Source organism: Pseudomonas sp. yb_2, assembly GCF_043103905.1.
GTDB lineage: Bacteria > Pseudomonadota > Gammaproteobacteria > Pseudomonadales > Pseudomonadaceae > Aquipseudomonas > Aquipseudomonas alloputida.
Genome location: NZ_JBICKH010000003.1, coordinates 1 through 18,044, shown reverse-complemented (window position 1 = coordinate 18,044; position 18,044 = coordinate 1). Strand labels below are relative to the sequence as shown.

The 18,044-nt window shown below is 63.4% G+C and carries 16 protein-coding genes and 1 pseudogene; 5 read left to right on the top strand and 12 right to left on the bottom strand.

What is annotated here, in order from left to right; all coding sequences use genetic code 11:
- The coding region (locus tag ACF8FB_RS00980) for a citrate:proton symporter (RefSeq protein ID WP_392510843.1) at nt 1–525 on the top strand (525 nt) is incomplete at its 5' end.
- A gap of 63 nt (nt 526–588) precedes the next feature.
- Nucleotides 589–1,842 (top strand): OprD family porin, encoded by a 1,254-nt coding sequence (locus tag ACF8FB_RS00975; RefSeq protein WP_392510841.1) that lies wholly within the window; start codon nt 589–591, stop codon nt 1,840–1,842.
- Between the two features lie 52 nt (nt 1,843–1,894).
- On the opposite strand, the gene ACF8FB_RS00970 is transcribed toward ACF8FB_RS00975, so the two are convergent.
- Together ACF8FB_RS00970 and soxR are read right to left on the bottom strand one after the other, a co-directional pair.
- Nucleotides 1,895–2,143: a CsbD family protein gene (locus ACF8FB_RS00970; RefSeq protein WP_392510839.1), complete on the bottom strand. Its 249-nt coding sequence runs from the start codon at nt 2,141–2,143 to the stop codon at nt 1,895–1,897.
- Nucleotides 2,144–2,289: 146 nt separating this feature from the next.
- A complete protein-coding gene (gene soxR / locus ACF8FB_RS00965) occupies nt 2,290–2,745 on the bottom strand; it encodes a redox-sensitive transcriptional activator SoxR (RefSeq protein ID WP_003247276.1) in 456 nt (151 codons plus the stop codon).
- Nucleotides 2,746–2,829: 84 nt separating this feature from the next.
- Between soxR and ACF8FB_RS00960 the strand changes: the two genes are divergently transcribed.
- Nucleotides 2,830–3,927, top strand: coding sequence for an efflux RND transporter periplasmic adaptor subunit (locus ACF8FB_RS00960; RefSeq protein ID WP_392510837.1), 1,098 nt, complete (start codon nt 2,830–2,832; stop codon nt 3,925–3,927).
- A complete protein-coding gene (locus tag ACF8FB_RS00955; RefSeq protein WP_392510835.1) occupies nt 3,924–7,007 on the top strand; it encodes a MexW/MexI family multidrug efflux RND transporter permease subunit in 3,084 nt (1,027 codons plus the stop codon). Before ACF8FB_RS00960 ends, ACF8FB_RS00955 begins: the two co-directional genes overlap by 4 nt.
- A 53-nt stretch (nt 7,008–7,060) precedes the next feature.
- Here the strand turns inward: ACF8FB_RS00955 and ACF8FB_RS00950 are convergent, their stop codons facing one another.
- From ACF8FB_RS00950 to ACF8FB_RS00915, 8 genes are all read right to left on the bottom strand, one after another.
- Nucleotides 7,061–7,798 carry a GntR family transcriptional regulator gene (locus tag ACF8FB_RS00950; RefSeq protein WP_049586672.1) on the bottom strand — a complete coding sequence of 246 codons (738 nt, stop codon included), beginning with the start codon at nt 7,796–7,798 and terminating at the stop codon, nt 7,061–7,063.
- 81 nt (nt 7,799–7,879) lie between these two features.
- On the bottom strand, nt 7,880–9,394 hold the full coding sequence (locus tag ACF8FB_RS00945; RefSeq protein ID WP_392510834.1) for a DHA2 family efflux MFS transporter permease subunit: 1,515 nt from the start codon (nt 9,392–9,394) through the stop codon (nt 7,880–7,882).
- A complete protein-coding gene (locus ACF8FB_RS00940; RefSeq protein WP_392510832.1) occupies nt 9,384–10,529 on the bottom strand; it encodes an HlyD family secretion protein in 1,146 nt (381 codons plus the stop codon). The genes ACF8FB_RS00945 and ACF8FB_RS00940 overlap by 11 nt, the downstream gene beginning before the upstream one ends.
- 189 nt (nt 10,530–10,718) lie before the next feature.
- Nucleotides 10,719–12,137, bottom strand: coding sequence for an efflux transporter outer membrane subunit (locus tag ACF8FB_RS00935; RefSeq protein ID WP_392510830.1), 1,419 nt, complete (start codon nt 12,135–12,137; stop codon nt 10,719–10,721).
- A 103-nt stretch (nt 12,138–12,240) separates the two neighbouring features.
- Entirely contained in the window at nt 12,241–12,951 is a 711-nt protein-coding gene (locus tag ACF8FB_RS00930; protein WP_010953072.1) for a helix-turn-helix transcriptional regulator, read from the bottom strand.
- Between the two features lie 169 nt (nt 12,952–13,120).
- Nucleotides 13,121–13,507 (bottom strand): cupin domain-containing protein, encoded by a 387-nt coding sequence (locus ACF8FB_RS00925; protein WP_392510828.1) that lies wholly within the window; start codon nt 13,505–13,507, stop codon nt 13,121–13,123.
- A 108-nt stretch (nt 13,508–13,615) separates the two neighbouring features.
- On the bottom strand, nt 13,616–14,440 hold the full coding sequence (locus ACF8FB_RS00920) for an AraC family transcriptional regulator (RefSeq protein ID WP_392510826.1): 825 nt from the start codon (nt 14,438–14,440) through the stop codon (nt 13,616–13,618).
- A gap of 19 nt (nt 14,441–14,459) precedes the next feature.
- A complete protein-coding gene (locus ACF8FB_RS00915; protein ID WP_392509944.1) occupies nt 14,460–14,903 on the bottom strand; it encodes an acetyltransferase in 444 nt (147 codons plus the stop codon).
- A gap of 269 nt (nt 14,904–15,172) precedes the next feature.
- On the opposite strand from ACF8FB_RS00915, the gene ACF8FB_RS00910 reads away from it, so the two are divergent.
- Complete coding sequence (locus ACF8FB_RS00910; RefSeq protein ID WP_392510824.1) at nt 15,173–16,096, top strand: LysR family transcriptional regulator; 924 nt, start codon at nt 15,173–15,175, stop codon at nt 16,094–16,096.
- Between the two features lie 56 nt (nt 16,097–16,152).
- Here the strand turns inward: ACF8FB_RS00910 and ACF8FB_RS00905 are convergent, their stop codons facing one another.
- Together ACF8FB_RS00905 and ACF8FB_RS00900 are read right to left on the bottom strand one after the other, a co-directional pair.
- Nucleotides 16,153–17,283, bottom strand: coding sequence for a DUF6708 domain-containing protein (locus ACF8FB_RS00905; protein WP_392510822.1), 1,131 nt, complete (start codon nt 17,281–17,283; stop codon nt 16,153–16,155).
- Nucleotides 17,283–18,044, bottom strand: a pseudogene (locus ACF8FB_RS00900) (hypothetical protein); the annotation flags it as partial. The gene ACF8FB_RS00905 and the pseudogene ACF8FB_RS00900, both read right to left, overlap by 1 nt.

Here is an 18,044-nt window from a genome sequence, read left to right as displayed (position 1 = left end):
GGTTTCGTCGCCGCACTGATGATCAACTACCCGCAGCTGGACCTGCAGAAAGAGCGCATTCTCGCCCACTCGGGCAACGCCATGACCGTGGTGCTGCTGGTGTTCGCCGCGGGCATCTTTGCCGGTATTTTCTCGGGTACCAAGATGGTCGATGCATTGGCCCAGACGCTGGTGGACTGGATTCCGGAAGCGTGGAGCCACTGGTTCCCGCTGGTGGTGGCGCTGACCAGCATGCCGCTGACCTTCGTGCTGTCCAATGACGCGTACTACTTCGGCGTTGTGCCGATCCTGGCCAATGCCGCGGCCGCGTACGGCATCGACCCGGTGGAAATCGCCCGCGCCTCGGTGCTTGGCCAGCCGGTTCACCTGATGAGCCCGCTGGTGGCCTCGACCCTGCTGCTGGTGGGCATGGTCGACCGCGATATCGGTGATTTCCAGAAAGCCACCGTGAAATGGGCCGTGCTCACCTCTCTGGTGATCACTGCGCTGGCACTGCTGACGGGCGCCTTGTCCTTCATGGTTTGAAGCACCCAGGGCGCCGCTCGGCGCCCCGCTGACTCACCCAAGAACAACAACAGAGTAACCATCATGTCCCGATTTCTTTTCCGTGGGGCCACTTGTGGCCTGCTGTGCGGCTGGCTGCCTGTGGCCGGTGCCGCCGGTTTCATCGAAGACAGCAAGCTCAAGCTGCAGTTGCGCAACGTGTATTTCAACGAGAATTTCCGTGACGAGCAGGGTATGAGCGCCCGCGCCGCCGCCACTGCCAAAAGCGAACGGGTGGAATGGGCTCAAGGCTTTCTGCTCGATTACCAGTCCGGCTTCACCCAAGGCACCCTCGGCCTGGGTCTCGACGCCTTGGGCCTGGTCGGCTTCAAGCTCGACTCCGGCCGTGGGCGCAGCGGCACCGGGCTGCTGCCAGTGCATGACGATGGCCGCGCAGCCGACGAATTCGCCAGCGCCGGTATCACGGCCAAAGCCCGCCTGGGCAGTACCGTGGTCAAGCATGGCACCTTGCTGCCCAAGACGCCGATACTGGTATACAACGATGCACGCCTGCTGCCGCAGACTTACCAGGGAACCCAGCTGACCAGCACCGACATCGACAACCTCACCCTTACTGCCGGCCACCTGGATCGCTTCAAACAGCGCGACTCATCTGATAGCACCGGGTTGTACCTGGACGGGTATGGCGGCCCAGCGTCTGGCGACTTCAGCTTCGCCGGTGCTGACTATGCCGTCAGCAAGCAACTGCGCCTGAGTTATTTCCATGGCGAGCTCGAGCATTTCTACCGGCAGGACTTCGCCGGGCTGGTGCATGACCTGCCGCTGGGCGGCGGTGTGCTGACCACCGACCTGCGTTACTTCAAAAGCCGCGACAGCGGTACGGCGTATGGCGGTGGCATCGACAACGACATGTTCAGCGGCCAACTGTCGTACGCCCACTCCGGGCATACCGTCGGCGCAGGTTACCAGGTGCTCGATGGTGAAGCGGGGCTGCCGTATATCAGTGGGGCAACGGTTTATTCGTTCAGCAACGTCGGCATCGGCAAGTTCATCGAAGAGGAAGAGAAGACCTGGATGGCCAGCTACGCCTACAACTTCGCTGCCGCCGGGGTACCGGGGCTGACCTTCATGACGCGCTACCTGAGTGGCGACAATGGCCGCTCAGGTGGCGAGGGCATCAAAGAATGGGAGCGTGACGCCGAGATTGCCTACGTGGTGCAGGGCGGGCCGCTGAAAGGGCTGGGCGTAAAGCTGCGAAACTATGTGTATCGATCAGATTTCGCCCGCGGCCGAGACAGCAATCGCCTTTACCTGACCTACGATATCGCCATCTGGTGATGGCGCAGGCCGGACAAGATATCCGGCCCTGAACCGCCTGAGGCGCCGTGGTTCAGCGGCGCAGCAGGCGAGAGACCACCAGTGTGACGGCGGCGGTGATGGCCATTGCGGCGAAGGGCTTTTCCTTGACGAACGAGGACACCGTGTCCAGGGTGTCGCCGTAGGTCTTGGTCACCTGGCCTGCGGTCTGACGCGCATCGCCTTCGGCTTCCAGCGCCGGGTCTTCGACCAGGCGACCTACGGCGCTTTGCGCCTTGCCAGCCAGGTCCTCTGCTACACCTTCGATCTGTTCGCGTTTCATGATGGCTTAGTTCCTTCCTGTGAGCGGCTTTGGGTTAACAGCACAGGGTTAGGGCGGTGATTCGTCGCAATGGTTCAAAGCGACTGTTTGTCACCTGCAGGTCATGCGCGCCGGCATAGATTCGCATCTGACATGAGCGTGCTAGGTTAGCGTGCCTTCTTTTCGAGGATCCGCGCCCCGGTCCCTTCCTTGCCCAGCACATCCTCGGGGTTGCGCAGCGGGCAGTCCTCCAGCGACAGGCAACCGCAGCCAATGCAGTTGTCGAGGCTGTCGCGCAGTGCTTCCAGTGTGCGAATGCGGGCATTCAGGTCTTCGCGCCAGGCCGTGGACATCTCGCTCCATTGTGCGGCCGTGAGCTTGCTGTTGGGGGCATAACGGCTGAAGGCTTGTTTGATTTCCTCAAGCGGAATTCCCGTGCGCTGGGCTACCTTGATGATCGCCAGGGTACGCAGCACCAGCGAGGGATAGCGGCGCTGGTTGCCAGCCGTGCGGACGCTGGCGATCAGCCCCTTGGTTTCGTAGAAGTGCAGCGCAGACACCGCCACGCCGCTGCGCTTGGCCACTTCACCCACTGTGAGCATCCGTGTGTTGTCCGCTGCCATGCCTGTTGACCTCAAGTTAAGTTGAGCTCTTATAGTCCTGCCCGATCTTTCCTGCAACCGCTTTCCCTGTGATCGGAGCTGTGCATGAACAAACGGATGTTACTGGCCTGGGCCGGCGCTGTTGCCGGTGCGCTGGCCGCTGCCTATGCGCTGGTGGGAAGCGGCTCGGCGCCGCCCGCTGCGGCGGTGTGGCCGGCGACCAAGGTGGCGCTGGCCACGGCCGAGCAGGTGCAACTGGCGCGGCAGCGCTTTGCTTCGGGGGAGTTGGAGGCGGTCAACCAGGTGCAGGTGGCGGCCGAGATGCCAGGGCGTATTACCCGCATCGCCTTCGAGTCGGGGCAGACAGTCGCGGCCGGGCAGTTGCTGGTGCAGCTCAATGACGCGCCCGAGCAGGCCCTGCGCGTTCAGTTGCAGGCCAGGTTGCGTAACGCTGACGTGGTGCTGCAGCGCAGCCGCAAACTGCGCGCGATGAATGCCGTGTCGCAAGAGCTGCTGGACAACGCCGCCACGGCCGTGGACGTGGCCCGTGGTGAGCTGCAGCATGTCGAGGCGCTGATCGCGCAGAAGGCCATTCGCGCACCGTTTGCCGGCAAGCTCGGTATCCGCCGTGTGCATCAGGGCCAGTACCTGGGCGCTGGCGAGACCATCGTCAGCCTGGCCGACATCAGCCAGTTGCATGTGAACTTTGCCTTGGGCGAGCAGGCCGCCCCCGAAGTGCACGCCGGGCAAGTGCTGGCACTGACGGTGGACGCGGTGCGTGGGCAAGACTTCCAGGCGCGGGTGGTGGCGGTCGATCCGGTGGTCAGCACAGCACGCCTTGTGCAGGTACAGGCGGCCTTGCCGAACCCGCAAGGGCAGTTGCAGCCGGGTATGTATGCCGGCGTGCGGCTGGATGCTGCGCAGCCGTCGACCGTGCTGGCCGTGCCGGAAACCGCGATCACCTACACCGCCTATGGGCAGACGGTGTTTGTCGCGACCCAGGACCCGCAGCATGGCACCCGGGTGAGCCGGGTGCAGGTAACCACCGGTGAGCGCTGGCAGGGGCGGGTGGAAATCACCTCCGGCCTGACGCCCGGTGACCGTGTGGTGGTTTCCGGCCAGCTGAAACTGAGTGATGGCATGCCGGTCGAGCCCGTGGCGCAGGACAGCCTGCAGGCCAGCCAGGGAGGGCGGCAGTCGTGAGGTTTACCGACGTCTTCGTGCGCCGCCCGGTGCTGGCGCTGGTGGTCAGCAGCCTGATCATCCTGATGGGGCTGTTTGCCATGGGCAAGTTGCCGATCCGCCAGTACCCGTTGCTGGAAAGCTCGACCATTACCATCAGCACCGAGTACCCCGGTGCCTCCGCCGAGTTGATGCAGGGTTTCGTGACGCAGCCGATCACCCAGGCAGTGTCCTCGGTCGAAGGCATCGACTACCTGTCCTCGGCGTCGCAGCAGGGGCGCAGCCTGATCACCTTGCGCATGGTGCTCAACCGCGATTCGACCCAGGCGCTGGCCGAAACCATGGCCAAGGTCAACCAGGTGCGCTATCGCCTGCCGGAAAAAGCCTACGACCCAGTGGTGGAACTGTCGGCAGGTGACGCCACTGCCGTGGCCTATGTGGGGTTTGCCAGCGACAGCCTGTCGATACCGGAACTGAGCGATTACCTGTCGCGGGTGGTGGAACCGCAGTTCTCCGGTATCGACGGCGTGGCCAAGGTGCAGTCGTTCGGCGGGCAGCGCCTGGCCATGCGCCTGTGGCTGGACAGTGAGCAGATGGCTGGGCGCGGGGTGACGGCGGCGGACGTGGCGCAGGCGGTACGTGCCAACAACTACCAGGCAACGCCGGGCCAGGTGCGTGGGCAGTACGTGCTGGCCGATATCCAGGTGGACACCGACCTGACCCGGGTCGAAGACTTCCGTGAGCTGATCATCCGTAACGATGGCACCGACCTGGTGCGCCTGCGCGATGTCGGCACCGTCGAGCTGAGTGCGGCGGTCACGCAGACCAGCGCCACCATGGACGGCAAACCTGCCGTGCACCTGGGGCTGTTCCCCACGCCCAGCGGCAACCCTCTGGTGATCGTCGAGGGAATTCGCCAACTGCTGCCACAGATCCAGCAGACCTTGCCGCCTGGCGTGAACGTGGCGCTGGCCTATGAAACCGCACGCTTCATCGATGCGTCGATCCATGAAGTGCTGCGCACCTTGGTAGAGGCGATGCTGATCGTGGTGTTGGTGATCTGGCTGTGCCTGGGTTCGCTGCGCAGCGTGCTGATCGCGGTGGTGGCCATTCCGCTGTCGATGCTGGGGGCCGCGGGCCTGATGCTGATGTTCGGTTTCAGCCTCAACCTGCTGACCTTGCTGGCGATGGTGCTGGCCATCGGCCTGGTGGTGGACGATGCCATTGTGGTGGTGGAAAACGTGCACCGGCATATCGAGGAGGGCAAGTCCCCGGTCGCGGCAGCATTGGCCGGGGCGCGGGAAATTGCCGGGCCGGTGATCGCCATGACCCTGACCCTGGCGGCGGTGTATGCGCCCATTGGCTTGATGGGCGGGCTGACCGGCACGCTGTTCCGTGAGTTTGCCTTGACCCTGGCGGGGGCGGTAATCGTGTCCGGCATTGTGGCGCTGACCTTGTCGCCGGTGATGAGCTCGCTGTTGCTGCAACCCGGTCAGCAGCATGGGGCAATGGCCGCTATCGCCGATCGGTTGTTTGGTACGCTGAGCGGGGTCTATGGACGGGTGCTGGCCTACACACTGGCACACCGCTGGATCAGTGGCGGCGTGGCGTTGCTGGTGTGCCTGAGCCTGCCCTGGCTGTACCTGCTGCCACAGCGCGAGCTGGCGCCGCCCGAGGACCAGGCGGCGGTGCTGACCGCCATCAAGTCGCCGCAGCATGCCAGCCTCGAATACGCAGAACGCTTTGCGCTGAAGCTCGACCAGGTGATGAAGTCCATTGCCGAAACCACCGACACCTGGATCATCAACGGTACCGACGGCCCGGCCGCCAGTTTCGGTGGCATCAACCTCAGCGCCTGGCAGGCGCGCGAGCGTTCCGCCGCACAGGTGCAGGCGCAGTTGCAGCAGGCCGTTGCGGATATCGAGGGCAGCAGCATCTTCGCCTTCCAGGTCGCGTCGCTGCCGGGCTCCAGCGGTGGCCTGCCGGTGCAGATGGTGCTGCGCAGCGCCCAGGATTACCCCGAGCTGTTCCAGACCATGGAAGTGCTCAAGCAACGCGCCCGCGACAGTGGCCTGTTCGCCGTGGTGGACAGCGACCTCGACTACAACAACCCAGTGGTCAAGGTGCGCGTGGACCGGGCCAAGGCGGCGAGCCTGGGCATCAGCATGCAGGCCATTGGTGAGTCGCTGGGGGTGCTGGTGGGCGAGCAGTACCTCAACCGCTTTGCCCTGTTCGGGCGTTCTTATGACGTGATCCCGCAGAGTATCCAGGACCAACGCCTGACGCCTGCGGCGCTGAGCCGCCAGTATGTGCGCGCCGAGGATGGCAGCCTGGTGCCGCTGGCCACGTTGGTGCGCCTGGATATCGAAGTGGCACCCAACCGCCTGTTGCAGTTCGATCAGCAGAACGCCAGTACCCTGCAGGCGATCCCGGCCCCGGGTGTATCGATGGGCAACGCCGTGGCATTTCTGGAACAGCTCACCGCCGAGCTGCCACCGGGCTTCAGCCACGACTGGCAATCGGAATCGCGCCAGTATGTGCAGGAGGGCTTTGCCTTGATGTGGGCATTTCTCGCCGCCCTGGTGGTGATCTACCTGGTGCTGGCGGCGCAGTACGAAAGCCTGGTCGACCCCCTGATCATTCTGGTGACCGTGCCGCTGTCGATCTGCGGTGCGCTGCTGCCGCTGGCGCTGGGCTGGGCCACGCTGAACATCTACACACAGATTGGCCTGGTGACGCTGATCGGCCTGATCAGCAAGCACGGTATCCTGATGGTGGCGTTCGCCAACGAGATTCAGGTGCGCGAAAACCTCGATCGTGCTGCCGCCATTGTTCGTGCGGCGCAAATACGCTTGCGGCCAGTGCTGATGACCACGGCGGCGATGACTTTTGGCGTGCTGCCACTGCTGTTCGCCAGCGGCGCCGGCGCCAACAGCCGTTTCGGGTTGGGGGTGGTGATTGTGTGCGGGATGCTGGTGGGGACCTTGTTCACCTTGTTCGTGCTACCGACGATCTACGCCTGGCTGGCACGCGATCACCGGGTGAGCACGGCGCGGGCGAGGCAGTTGGTCGAAGCTGAAAGGCAACTGGGGGCGCTTTAGGGGCAACGGTCTGTTCATTGGCTGAAAGTTGCACCATCCCTGTACGAGCGGGTTCAGGCGGGGGAGCGGTCGCGGCGCATCTGGGTGACCAAGGTAAAGCGGTCATCCGGGTGCACGGTCTCGGAAACCGCCATCAAATCACCATTTTCCTCGCGGTAGTGGCGGATGATCTTCAGTCCCGGCGAGCCCGCCTCGGCCTTCAGCGCCCGGGCCATTTCCGCTGTCAACAACACCGCGCGCACCTGCTGGTCGACCACTGCGATTGCCCGGCCATAGTGCTGTTCGATCAAGCCGGCAATCAGCTGGTCAGGGTGCTCGCGGGCCAGCTCGATGACCGCGGTGTAGTCGCGCTGTGCATACACGTCGGTCCAGCACAGCGGCGCGCCATCGTGCTGCCGGTCGACGCGGATGCTCGACACGCAGAAGTAATGCTCCCCTGGCACCAGCCCCAGCCTCGCCGCCTCGCTCAGGTCGGCGACAAAGTGGCGCACGCCCTGGATTTCCCGCTGCTGGGTGTCTGCCAGGTGCGCCAGCTCAGCCACGCTGGCCAACGACTGCGAATAGCCGCCGCGCGGGCTGCTGGCCTCCACCCGGGTGCCCACGCGCTTGCGCCGCGACACCAGCCCTTGAGTGAGCAACTGGTCGATAGCGGCACGCACCGTGTGCCGGCTCACATTGTAAAGGTCGCATAGCTCGAACTCGGTCGGCAGCAGGCTGCCCACCGGGTAGCGGCCGCTGGCAATCGCTTGCATCAAGTCCTTTGCCACGGTGGAGTAGCGCGTTGGGTTCATACCTTTGCTCGGGCTCGCCAATTTCATCGGTTGACAGTGTAACAGCGGCCGAATGCCGAACGCTCTGGCCGCCCACAGCGGTCAATGCTGCTGCCTGGCCCGCAGCAGCAGCGCTGCCAGGGCACACCCGACCAATGCCAGGCACGCCAGGTAGAACGCATCACTGTAGGCCATCAGGTAAGCCTCTCGTCGAATGGTCGCCGCCAACGCTTCCAGCATTTGCTGCTGAGGCGGCAGCCAGCTTTGCACCGTCTGGTTGATACGCGCCTGCACGCTTGGCTCGAACAGCGTCACCTGCTCGTGAATGCGCTCACTGTGAAAGCGTTCACGGGTCGCCACCAGTTGCGTCAACCCGGCCGTACCGATGGCGCCACCCAGGTTGCGCAACATCGAGAACACCGCCGAGGCTGAGCCGGCCTCACGCTTGTCCAGCCCGGCCACCGCCAGCACCGATAACGCAACCATGATGAAAGGCTGGCCAATACCACGCACCACCGTGGACGGGATGATCACGTTGTCGGCACTGTCGGCGCTCAGGCCAGCCCCCAGCCAGCAGCCCAGCGCCATGATCAAAAAGCCGCTGGCGACCATGAACTTGGCACTGGTCCAGCCCATCAGGCGGGGCATCAACGGCGCCAGCAGCAACTGCACCACGCCATAGGCGATCAGCGCCACGCCCACGTCGTGCGCGCTGAACCCCTGCAACTGCGAGAGGTAGTTGGGCACCAGGAACACCAGGCCGAACGTGGCAGCGCCAAAGATGAACATAGCCACGCTGGCAACGCCGAAGTTGTAGTGCCCCAGCAAGCGCAGGTTGATGAACGCGCGCTGGCCGAACAGCTGGGTCACCACGAACACCACCAACGCAATGGCGGCGACCACGCTTATGCCGACAATGAGCGGCGAGCCGAACCAGTCCAGCCGGCCGCCTTCTTCCAGCACGATCTGCAAGCCGCCCAGGCCGATCACCATGGCCGCGATACCCAGCCAATCACCTTTGCGTAACAGTTCGAGCTTCATCGGCTTGGCTTCGATCGACCAGGCGATGGCCAACAGCAGCGCAATGCCGGGGAAGAGTTGCAGATAGAAGATCCAGCGCCACGAATAGGCATCGGTCAGCCAGCCGCCAATCGACGGCCCGGCGGCCTGCGCCACGCTGTTGGCCAGGCTGAACAGCGCCATGCCCATGGCCATCTTGCTGGCCGGCAGTTCGGTGATGATCAGCTGGAACGACAGGGGAATCAGCACCGCGCCCGCAGCCCCCTGGATCACCCGGATTACGATCATCGCCTCCAGGTTGGGCGCCCATGAGCAGGCCACCGAGGCGATCAGAAAGATGAGCGAGCCGGTCCACATGACCCGGCGCAGCGAGAACACGTCCACCAACCAGGCCGTCAGCGGAATCATCACGATTTCCGCCACCAGGTAGGCGGTGGAGATCCATGAGCCTTCCTCGAAGCTGGCACCCAGCGAGCCGCGGATTTCTGGCAGTGCGGCGCTGGTGACATGCACGTTCATGCCCGCCATGAAGCAGCCGAACAGGCCGCCAAGCACCGCTACCCAGGCGCGCAGCGAGACCGTTTGCTCAGTGCGCATCGGCGACCTCTGCGGGGCGTGTGTCGACTGTACTGACCACTGACATGCCGGGCAGTACCTGCGGGCCATCCAGCGGTTTGTCGAGCAAAATGCGCACCGGGAAACGCTGGACGATCTTGGTGAAGTTGCCGGTGGCGTTGTCCGACGGCAGCAAGGCGAAGACATTGCCCGAGGCTGGCGAAAAACTGGCCACATGGCCATGCAGTGGCTGGCTGGCGAAGCTGTCGACACGTATTTCTACCGGTTGCCCGGGGCGCATGCGGGCCAGTTGGGTTTCCTTGTAGTTGGCCACCACATAGGCTTGTTGCAGGGGCACCACAGCCAGCAGCGGCTGGCCCGGCACCACGTACTGGCCGGTGCGCACGCGACGTTGGCCGACCACGCCGGTGATCGGCGCGCGGATCACGGTGTCCTGTTCGTCCTGCTCGGCGAGTTGTTGGTGGGCCTGGGCGCGTGCCAGGGCCGCTGCCCGTTGTTGCAGTTCGGCCTCGGCCTGGGCTGACCGGGCCTTGGCCATGGCCAGTTGTGAGCGTTGCTGGCGCAGCGCGGCCTGGGCACCTTGCAGTGCGGCTTGTGCCTGGCTGGCATGGGCGCTGGCGGTTTCCAGGCGCTGCACGGTCGCTGCGTCGTCACGCACCAGGCCACGGTAGCGTTGGACATCCAGTTCACTGCGGCGCTGTTCGGCGGTGGCGCTGCGCACGACGGCCTTGGCCTGCAGGATGGCTTGCTGTTGCTGGTCGATGCGCTCGGTCGCTACCTGTTGGCTGGCCTGGGCGGCGGCCAGTGCCGCCTGTGCCTCGGTCACGCCAGCCCGGGCCTGGTCGAGGCGGGCGCGGTAGTCGCGGTTTTGCAGGCGCACCAGCACATCGCCGGCTTTTACCGGCTGGTCGTCAGCCACCTCGACCTTGGCTACGTAGCCCGCCACGCGTGGGCTCAGGGCCACCCAGTCGGCGCGGACGTAGGCATCGTCGGTGGTTTCCAGGTAGCGGCCGGTGCTTAACCAGTAGCAGGTGAAGGCCAGCAGGGTGATCGCGGCCAGGCTGCCGCTGGCGATGACTGCCAGGCGGCGACGGGTTTTTGCGCTCGGCCGCTGTTCAGTTTCGGCGGGTGAGGGTTTGTCTACGGCAACATTCATGGTTGGTTTCCAATCTCGAATTGGGCCTGCTGGCTGTCGGTTGTGGGAGCCACTGTCTTGCTCAATTTCTAAAAGCTGGCGCGTGTGGGAGCGGGCTTGCCCGCGAACACGGGCGAAGCCCGTGCCATCCACCGCGGTGTATTCTTCGCGGGTACAGTGGGCGGTGCTCGCTGCTGGTCTTGCCTCTCGCTACCACCGCCCGCCCAGCGCGCGGAACAGGTTTACCTGCGCTTGCGCCAGGCGCCCTCGGGCTTCTGTGTGCCTGGCCCGCAGGCTGATCATTTCGCGCTCGCTGTCGAGCAGGGCCAGCCCGTCCACGGTGCCGGCACGGTAGTTACCCTGGGCCAGGGCAAAGCTGTGCTGGCTGTGCGCCAGGGCTGCGTCCAGCGCCTGCAACCGTTGTCGCTCGCCGTCGTAGCGGGCCAGTGCCTGGCGCACGTCTTTCAGCGCGCTCAGCGCTACGCCGCGGTAACGGGCGACCTGCGCCCGCTGCAATGCCTCGGCCTTGCTCACCCGTGCGCGGTTGGCTTTCAGGTTGGGAAACTCCCAGCGGATCAGCGGGCCAATGCCGAACATCACCGCGCGGCTGTCGCCGAGGTTGGCAAGGTGATGGTCCGAAGACGTCAACGAAGCGCCGAAGCTGACCTTTGGGTAAAGGTCGGCCCGCACGATGTCGGTCTCCAGGGTGGCCGCCTGCAGTTCCCGTTCGGCCTGGCGCACATCTGGCCGGCGTTCGAGCAAATGCCAGCCATCGCCAGCCGGCAGCGGCGCCGACAGCGTGGGGATGGCTACGCAGGTCGTGTCTTCGGCCACCGAGGCCTGGCCACTGAGCATGCTCAGTTCGTAAAGCGCCATCTGCCGCCGGGCTGAGAGCATCGGCAGTTGCGCACGCACCTGTTCCCGCAAGCCCAACAGGCGCTCGCTGTCGAGGGCAGTGGCCACACCGGCCTGGCGCTGACGCTGGCTGAGTTGCACGCTGTGGTCGAGGGTTTGCAAGGCCTGCTTCGCTGCCTCCAGGCGCGCCGCGTAGGTGCACTGGTCGATGTAGGCGCGGGTGGTCTGGGCGACCACCTGCAGGCGTACCAGGTCTAGCGCCGCAGCGCTGGCTTCGGCTTGCACCCTGGCACGTTGGATGGCGGCGCGTACCTGGCCCCAGATATCCACCTGATAGGCCAGTTCGATGCCCGGGTTGAATTGCCATTGCGACGGCGCGTTGCTGTCGGTCGCCTCGGCCAGCGTCTGGTCATCGGCGCTTCTGCCATAGGTAGCGGCAACGCCCATCGCGGTAGACGGCCAGCGCCTGGCGTCGAACTCGCCGATGCCGGCCAGCATGGCCTGCACGTTGGCCTCGGCCTGTGCCAGGCCTTGGTTGTGCGCCAGGGCTTGCTGTACCCAGCGGTTGAGTTGGGGGTCTTGATACAGTGCCCACCAGCGTTCGGGCAGGGGCTGTTTGCTGACGCCGGCCGGCATGTTCGCCAGCGGGTCTGCCTGCAGCGCTACAGCGGGTTCGGCAGGTGTGGGTTGGTGGCCGCAGGCCGCGAGTGCAGCAAGCATGCCGAGGGCTGTGGCAAGCCGGGCAGGGCCGGGAAATGAGTGCAGTAAGGGCATCACGATTGTCGCTCAAAGGTCGTGATGCGAGGTTAACGAGGGTTGCATGGGCGTCGCTGTCGCAAGCGGGACAACCCTGCGCGCAAGCGGGACAACCTGAGGCTCAGTACTCGCGCGCGGTACCGTTTTGCCAATCACTCGGCGCATGGCCGAGGATGCGCTTGAACATGGCAGTAAAGGCGCTGGCGCTCTGGTAGCCGTGCTCCAGCGCAACGTTCAGGATCGGCTTGCCATCGGCCAGGCATTGCTGGCTGAGCATCACCCGGGCACGGGCGCGCCATTGGCCATACGACATGCCCACCTCGCGCTGGAACAGCCTGGCCACACTGCGGGCACTCATGTTCAGTTGTGCGCCGCATTGCTCCAGGGTCAGGTCCTGGGCCGGGTCCTGCAGGAAGCGCTCGCACCAGGCGCGCAGGCGTGCGTGCTGCGGCGTCGGGACGAAGGCATCGATGCGCCGGGCGGCGGCGAGTTCGTACAGGATCAGCGCCCGAGCATGCGCACCGTCGCGCAGGTTCAGCACCCGTGACGCCGCCAGGATCAGTTCGCGCAGCAGGCCGGACACGACGATGACCTGGCAGCGTTCGATGTGGGCATCGAGCAGCAAGGTGCGCATGCAGACCACGCCTTTCATGCGGATGGCATGGCTGACCCCGGCGGGCATCCACAAGGCATGCCCGCCGGGGATCACCCAGCTGCCGCCCTCGCTGCTGACCCGCATCACGCCGCTCGCGGCGTAAATCAGCTGGTCTTCGGCGTGGCAGTGGCTGGCCACTTCATCGCCGTGTCCGTAGTCCCTTTCCAGTGCTTGCATGCAGGCCATCCTCGTTATTGGATCCAATTATATCGAGGCGACCTTGTGCCGGGTTGCGAAGTGTGGGCTACGAGCGAATTGCCATGATTAGAAATGGCTGTAAGGCGATTTTTTATGGTTAATTATTGCTGTGAAGTCAGCGACTACAGCTTGAAAGTGGTGAGTGTTGTTAAATCCAGACATCGCTCTCTGCTGTGCGATTCCCCCCTTCATGACCGGTATTCAGAATGCCCCGCGGTTCGATCATCATCAGTTTCGCTTCGCCTTGCGCAGCGGTCCGGTGCTCGACGCCGCGGGGCACCACATAGAGTTCCCCGGGGTTCACATACACGCAGCCATCCGGCAGGTCGATACGCAGGGTGCCTTCCAGTACCAGGAATGCTTCGTCGGTCTCCGGGTGCGCGTGCCAGATGAATTCGCCTTCGATGCGCACGACCTTGAACTGGTAATCGTTCATCTCGGCAACGACCCTGGGGCTCCATTGCTGTTCGATAAGCGCTGCCTTGTGGACCAGGTTCACTGGCAGGGAGGGATGTGGGTGACGGGACTCAGGCATGACAGTTCCTCGGAAAGTGGAGTGGTCAGCCTATCGCGCCGGGCGAGTCCGGTTCTTGTACGATCCTGCAAGCCTGTTCTCACGGGGTGCGCGGGCGCCTTCGGTAACTCAGCGTGACGCTCGCAAACGCTCCAGCCAGCGTAACGGCGGTACGCCATAGCAGCGGGTGAAGTGCCGGGTCATGTGGCTCTGGTCATGAAAGCCTGCGGCAAGGGCGGCGTCGACCAAGGTGAAGCCGTCCAGGATCATTCGGCGCAAGCAGTCGAGGCGGCGCAGGGTGACAAAGCGATAGGGGCTGGTGCCGTACAGCGTGCGAAAGTCCCGCGACAGGCTCCAGCGTTCGCGGCCACTGGCCTGTTCCAGCATGTCCAGTGTTATGCCCACATGCAGGTGTTCCATGATGAAGGCCCGGGCGCGTTCGGCTGCCTGGTAATCCAGGCGCTTGCGCCCGCGCGGCTTGCCGCCGACGGCCCGCAAGGCGATCGCCAGGTCATACAGGGCGTCCTGTTCTTCCAATGGTTCCAGCGCGTGGTCCACTGCCTGTACGAACGCTTCGCTGGCGTGGTACAGGCGTGGGTCGCTGGACAGCCCGCCAGTGATGAAGGGCAAAGGCTGACCACCCAGCACGTTCTGGATCAGTGCCGGGTCGACGTAGGCCATGCGGTAGCGAAAGCCTGCGTCGGTGCCGGCCATGCCGTCATGCAGTTCGTCCGGGTGCAGCACCAGCGTGTTGCCCGGTATGCCGTGGCGCAGCGAACCCTTGTAGTGGAAGCTTTGCACGCCGGCCAGCGTGCGGCCGATCGAATAGGTATCGTGGCGATGCGGGTCGTAGCCGTGGCTACCGAACCAGGCTTCGATACGCTCGATACCGCCCGGTTGGGCACTACGGATGACCCAGTCGGACGGCGGTAGGGGCTTCGCTTTGCGGGCCATCGCGGTCAGTGCCTCCTGCTCACGCCCGGGTGGGCAGGCTCATGTGCAGCAAGGGGAACGGGCGACCTTCGCCATCCAGTGGTGAACGGCCAGTCTGGACGAAGCCATAGTGCTGGTAGAACGCTGTTGCCTGTGGGTTCTGCTCGTTGACATCGACACTCATCGCACTGCGTGACTGGCGGCCGAAATCCAGCAATGCACGGCCAATGCCCTGGCGGTGGCGCGCTGGGTCGACGAAGAGCATTTCCACATGGTTTTCATTGAAGCCGACAAAGCCCAGTGGCTGGTTATCGGTGTCTACCGCAACCCACAGCTCGATGGCCGGGAAGTACACGTCGCGCAGCTGTGGCAACAGTGCGTCGATGTCGGAGGGTTGCAGGAAGTGGTGCGTCGCGCGAACAGCGCGCAGCCAGATGTCGAGCAGCTGCGGGTAGTCTGCAGCGATGCCTTGGCGAATGATCATGGTGTCATCCTGAGTGTATTGATGGCGGATGGGCGCGCCAGTGAGCGGCGGCCATGCAAGTGTCGGCATCATGAATGCCCGCTTCGCGAGTCAACGCCTGGGCGGTGCACGGCAGGGGAGGCCGGAAGGGAAGAGAGCGGAAGATTACCCCGGTCGCGCAGTAGGGGGCAATGGCGATTGCATAGAGTGCAGTGCAGGTTTCGACTCGGCTAGGATGCATGTCGATGCTGGTATTGAACCCTAACAACAAGCACGGCCCGGGAGCGCCCATGAACCGCAACGAACTGCGCAAAGCCGATATCAACCTGATGGTGGTGTTCGAAGCGCTGATGCAGGAACGCAACCTCACCCGTGCCGCGGAGAAGCTGTTCGTCGCCCAGCCCACGGTCAGCGCCGCGCTGGCCAGGTTGCGTGCGATGTTCAACGACCCATTGCTGGTTCGAGTGGGCAACCGCATGGAGCCCTCGGCCAGGGCCGAAGAGGTGATCAAGTACCTCACGCCAGCCTTGGATGCGATGTCTGCCGCCCTCAGCATGACCCATGATTTCGACCCGCTGACCAGCAAGATGACCTTCCGCATCGGCTTGTCCGATGATGTCGAGTCGGGCCTGCTGCCGCCGCTGTTGCGGGCGCTGCGGGTGGAGGCGCCAAACGTGGTGGTGGTCGTGCAGCATGTGGACTACTGGCGCATTCCGGACCTGCTGGCGGCGGGCGACGTGACGGTGGGTATCAGCCAGACCAAGGGCCTGCCCGCCAATGCCAAACGCAAGGTGCTACGTACACTGCAAGCCAGGGTAGTGCGGGCCGACAAGTCCAGCACGCCGCTTTCACTGGATGAGTTTTGCCAACGTCCGCATGTCCAGGTTTCGCCAACCGCCAACACCCAGGGTGTGGTCGATGACTGGTTGAAAGACATCGGCCGTGAACGCAAGGTGGTGTTGTCGGTGCCGCAGTTCAGTTCGCTGCCGGCGATTCTGGCCGGTACCGACCTGCTGGCCTGTTGCCCGGACTATGCCGCACAGGGTATGGAACGCTGGGGCAACCTGCAGGCCGAGACGCTGCCGTTCGAGACTGCTGCACTGGAGCTGGCCATGGTCTGGTTGAGCACCACCGACAGCGACCCGGCCGAGCGTTGGCTGCGCAGTCGCCTGGAGCACTACATGGGCGGACTACGGGAAGCGGTCATGGGATGATGGCTTTGCATCGTGCTGCACCTGGCTGCCGATGAAGTGCGCCGGGTGCAGTTGGATCAGTCACTTTCGTTGGCCTGTTGAGGAGTAGAGCGCTTGCGTGGTTTTTTCGCCGGCCGCTTGCCGGGCTTGAGCTGCCAGCGGTCGGCGTTGGCGAGCAGGCGTGCCTGGATTGCGGGTGGGTAGTCGCTCAGGGTTGTCACGGGTGGGACTGGCTTGCCGGGCAGGCCGGCCTCGCGGATGACCTTCGGCCAGCGCGGTCGCCAGCACAGCAGCAGGCTGAGCCAGTGGCCGGTGCCGATGATGACGAAAGCGGGCCAGACAAACAGCAGCGCAACTTTGAACAGCCAGCTGCTTTTGCGGAAGAAACGCCCAAGGCCTTCGAACTGGGCGCTGAATGCCTGGATGGGTGAGGGTAGCTGGGTGCTCAGGCGGGGGCGGGGGACGGCGTGTGGGCCTTCTTCCATGTAACGGCGGATGAATTCCCACTCATCACGCAGTTCGCTGCCGCCTTGGCCTTGTTTGCCCAGCAGGGCCATTTCCATGTGAGGCAGGCCGGTGCGGCTGGGGTGCCAGACCAGGCCGAGCCGCGTGCCCACGCTGAGTGAGTCATCTTCTGGGTCGATGGCTGTGCTTCCGGTTGTTTTCCACGGGAAAGTGACGATGCCGCCGCAGTATTTCGGTCGATGTAGGTGAACTTGTTGGGTTACTCGATTGAATCGAATGAGCAAGTGACGGCTAGTCAGCATTTCTAGTCGGGTTAAGTGGATTCCATACTTTGAATAAAGATACACTAAGGCCGAGCTGACTGAGAGCATTATAATTGTTGAAAGAATAGTGATTACGGAGCGCCCCTCAGGATCGGTGATGTCCATCCATAAAAATCCAGTGCTGATCATTAGTCCCACAGCAATGGCCGGGGCGACAGCGCCGAGCGTTGCGAGCGTAATAAGCCCACGCTTCTCTTCTGAGCCTCCGCAGCGCATTTCTAAAACAGTTTCGCTGAATGCGAAAATAGGTCCTCTTGCATAGGGTTGTTTACTAACGGATTGGAAGTGGATTTCTTCACTCAGGTCACCCTCATACAAATCTTTACGCTTTTCGCTCGGTGTCAGTTCTGCTTCATATGATTTTCTCGCGGCTTCGGATTCAGTAGCCATTTTCCAAAAAACCCATTCGATCAGATACATCACAATACCTCGCTGAATGCGGAGTGCAGGGTCTTCAGCTCTTCTTGTTCTTCAAACGGTCTTGAGTTTTTTGCAAAGCGAAAGCTGCTGCGTTTGCACCACTTTTCCAAAGCGTCGTCTTCAAATATGTAAATAATCAATGTGAGGACCAAGCCAATCCAGAACGCCCCAAGAACGAGGCGGGTAAGTAATAACCGAGCAGCCTGCGTTCCGAGCTTTTTTGCAAGTGCTCCCAATGAGGTGGATAGCATCCTGACGAGCTTGGTCTTGGCATTTTGAGAAAGGTAGTCGAAAAAAGGTTTTGCAGTCGCAACGGCCGTTCCTAACTCAGCAAGTGAGAGAGTCACTGTAGCGACCCCTCTTACAAAATAAGTAGCCGCCAAGAGTCTGGAGTTTTTTTGAACTTGCTTGGTAGCGCCACTCTGGCTGCTTTTGTAATGCTCAATCGAGTCAGTGAAATCCCACCACGCGAGTACCAACCCCCCGGTGCCAGCTAAACTGGCGCCCCATAGTTTCAAACGCCCTAGAGCGGCCGCTGCTCCTCGTCCGGTCACACTGTTCGCGCCGTACCGCGCGACCACCTGGTCCACATAACTGGCTCCAACTTCAAAGCCCGCCGCAGCCGTGGTCATCGCGGCCGCCAGGAGTTCGGTCTTCACCCGCGCATCACTGTCAGGCAGTTCGCGCGCTTTGAAGGCCATCAGCATCCCCTCCAGCAGGCACACCAGCCCGGAAACACGCACTTTGTAGAAGTCACTGTT

Bases quoted from the DNA above. Each gene is read 5' to 3' on its own strand.
- ACF8FB_RS00975 (WP_392510841.1), top strand. From the start codon at position 589: ATGTCCCGATTTCTTTTCCGTGGGGCCACTTGTGGCCTGCTGTGCGGC.
- ACF8FB_RS00970 (WP_392510839.1), bottom strand. From the start codon at position 2,143: ATGAAACGCGAACAGATCGAAGGTGTAGCAGAGGACCTGGCTGGCAAG.
- soxR (WP_003247276.1), bottom strand. From the start codon at position 2,745: ATGGCAGCGGACAACACACGGATGCTCACAGTGGGTGAAGTGGCCAAG.
- ACF8FB_RS00960 (WP_392510837.1), top strand. From the start codon at position 2,830: ATGAACAAACGGATGTTACTGGCCTGGGCCGGCGCTGTTGCCGGTGCG.
- ACF8FB_RS00950 (WP_049586672.1), bottom strand. From the start codon at position 7,798: ATGAACCCAACGCGCTACTCCACCGTGGCAAAGGACTTGATGCAAGCG.
- ACF8FB_RS00945 (WP_392510834.1), bottom strand. From the start codon at position 9,394: ATGCGCACTGAGCAAACGGTCTCGCTGCGCGCCTGGGTAGCGGTGCTT.
- ACF8FB_RS00940 (WP_392510832.1), bottom strand. From the start codon at position 10,529: ATGAATGTTGCCGTAGACAAACCCTCACCCGCCGAAACTGAACAGCGG.
- ACF8FB_RS00935 (WP_392510830.1), bottom strand. From the start codon at position 12,137: ATGCCCTTACTGCACTCATTTCCCGGCCCTGCCCGGCTTGCCACAGCC.
- ACF8FB_RS00930 (WP_010953072.1), bottom strand. From the start codon at position 12,951: ATGCAAGCACTGGAAAGGGACTACGGACACGGCGATGAAGTGGCCAGC.
- ACF8FB_RS00925 (WP_392510828.1), bottom strand. From the start codon at position 13,507: ATGCCTGAGTCCCGTCACCCACATCCCTCCCTGCCAGTGAACCTGGTC.
- ACF8FB_RS00920 (WP_392510826.1), bottom strand. From the start codon at position 14,440: ATGGCCCGCAAAGCGAAGCCCCTACCGCCGTCCGACTGGGTCATCCGT.
- ACF8FB_RS00915 (WP_392509944.1), bottom strand. From the start codon at position 14,903: ATGATCATTCGCCAAGGCATCGCTGCAGACTACCCGCAGCTGCTCGAC.
- ACF8FB_RS00910 (WP_392510824.1), top strand. From the start codon at position 15,173: ATGAACCGCAACGAACTGCGCAAAGCCGATATCAACCTGATGGTGGTG.
- ACF8FB_RS00905 (WP_392510822.1), bottom strand. From the start codon at position 17,283: ATGTATCTGATCGAATGGGTTTTTTGGAAAATGGCTACTGAATCCGAA.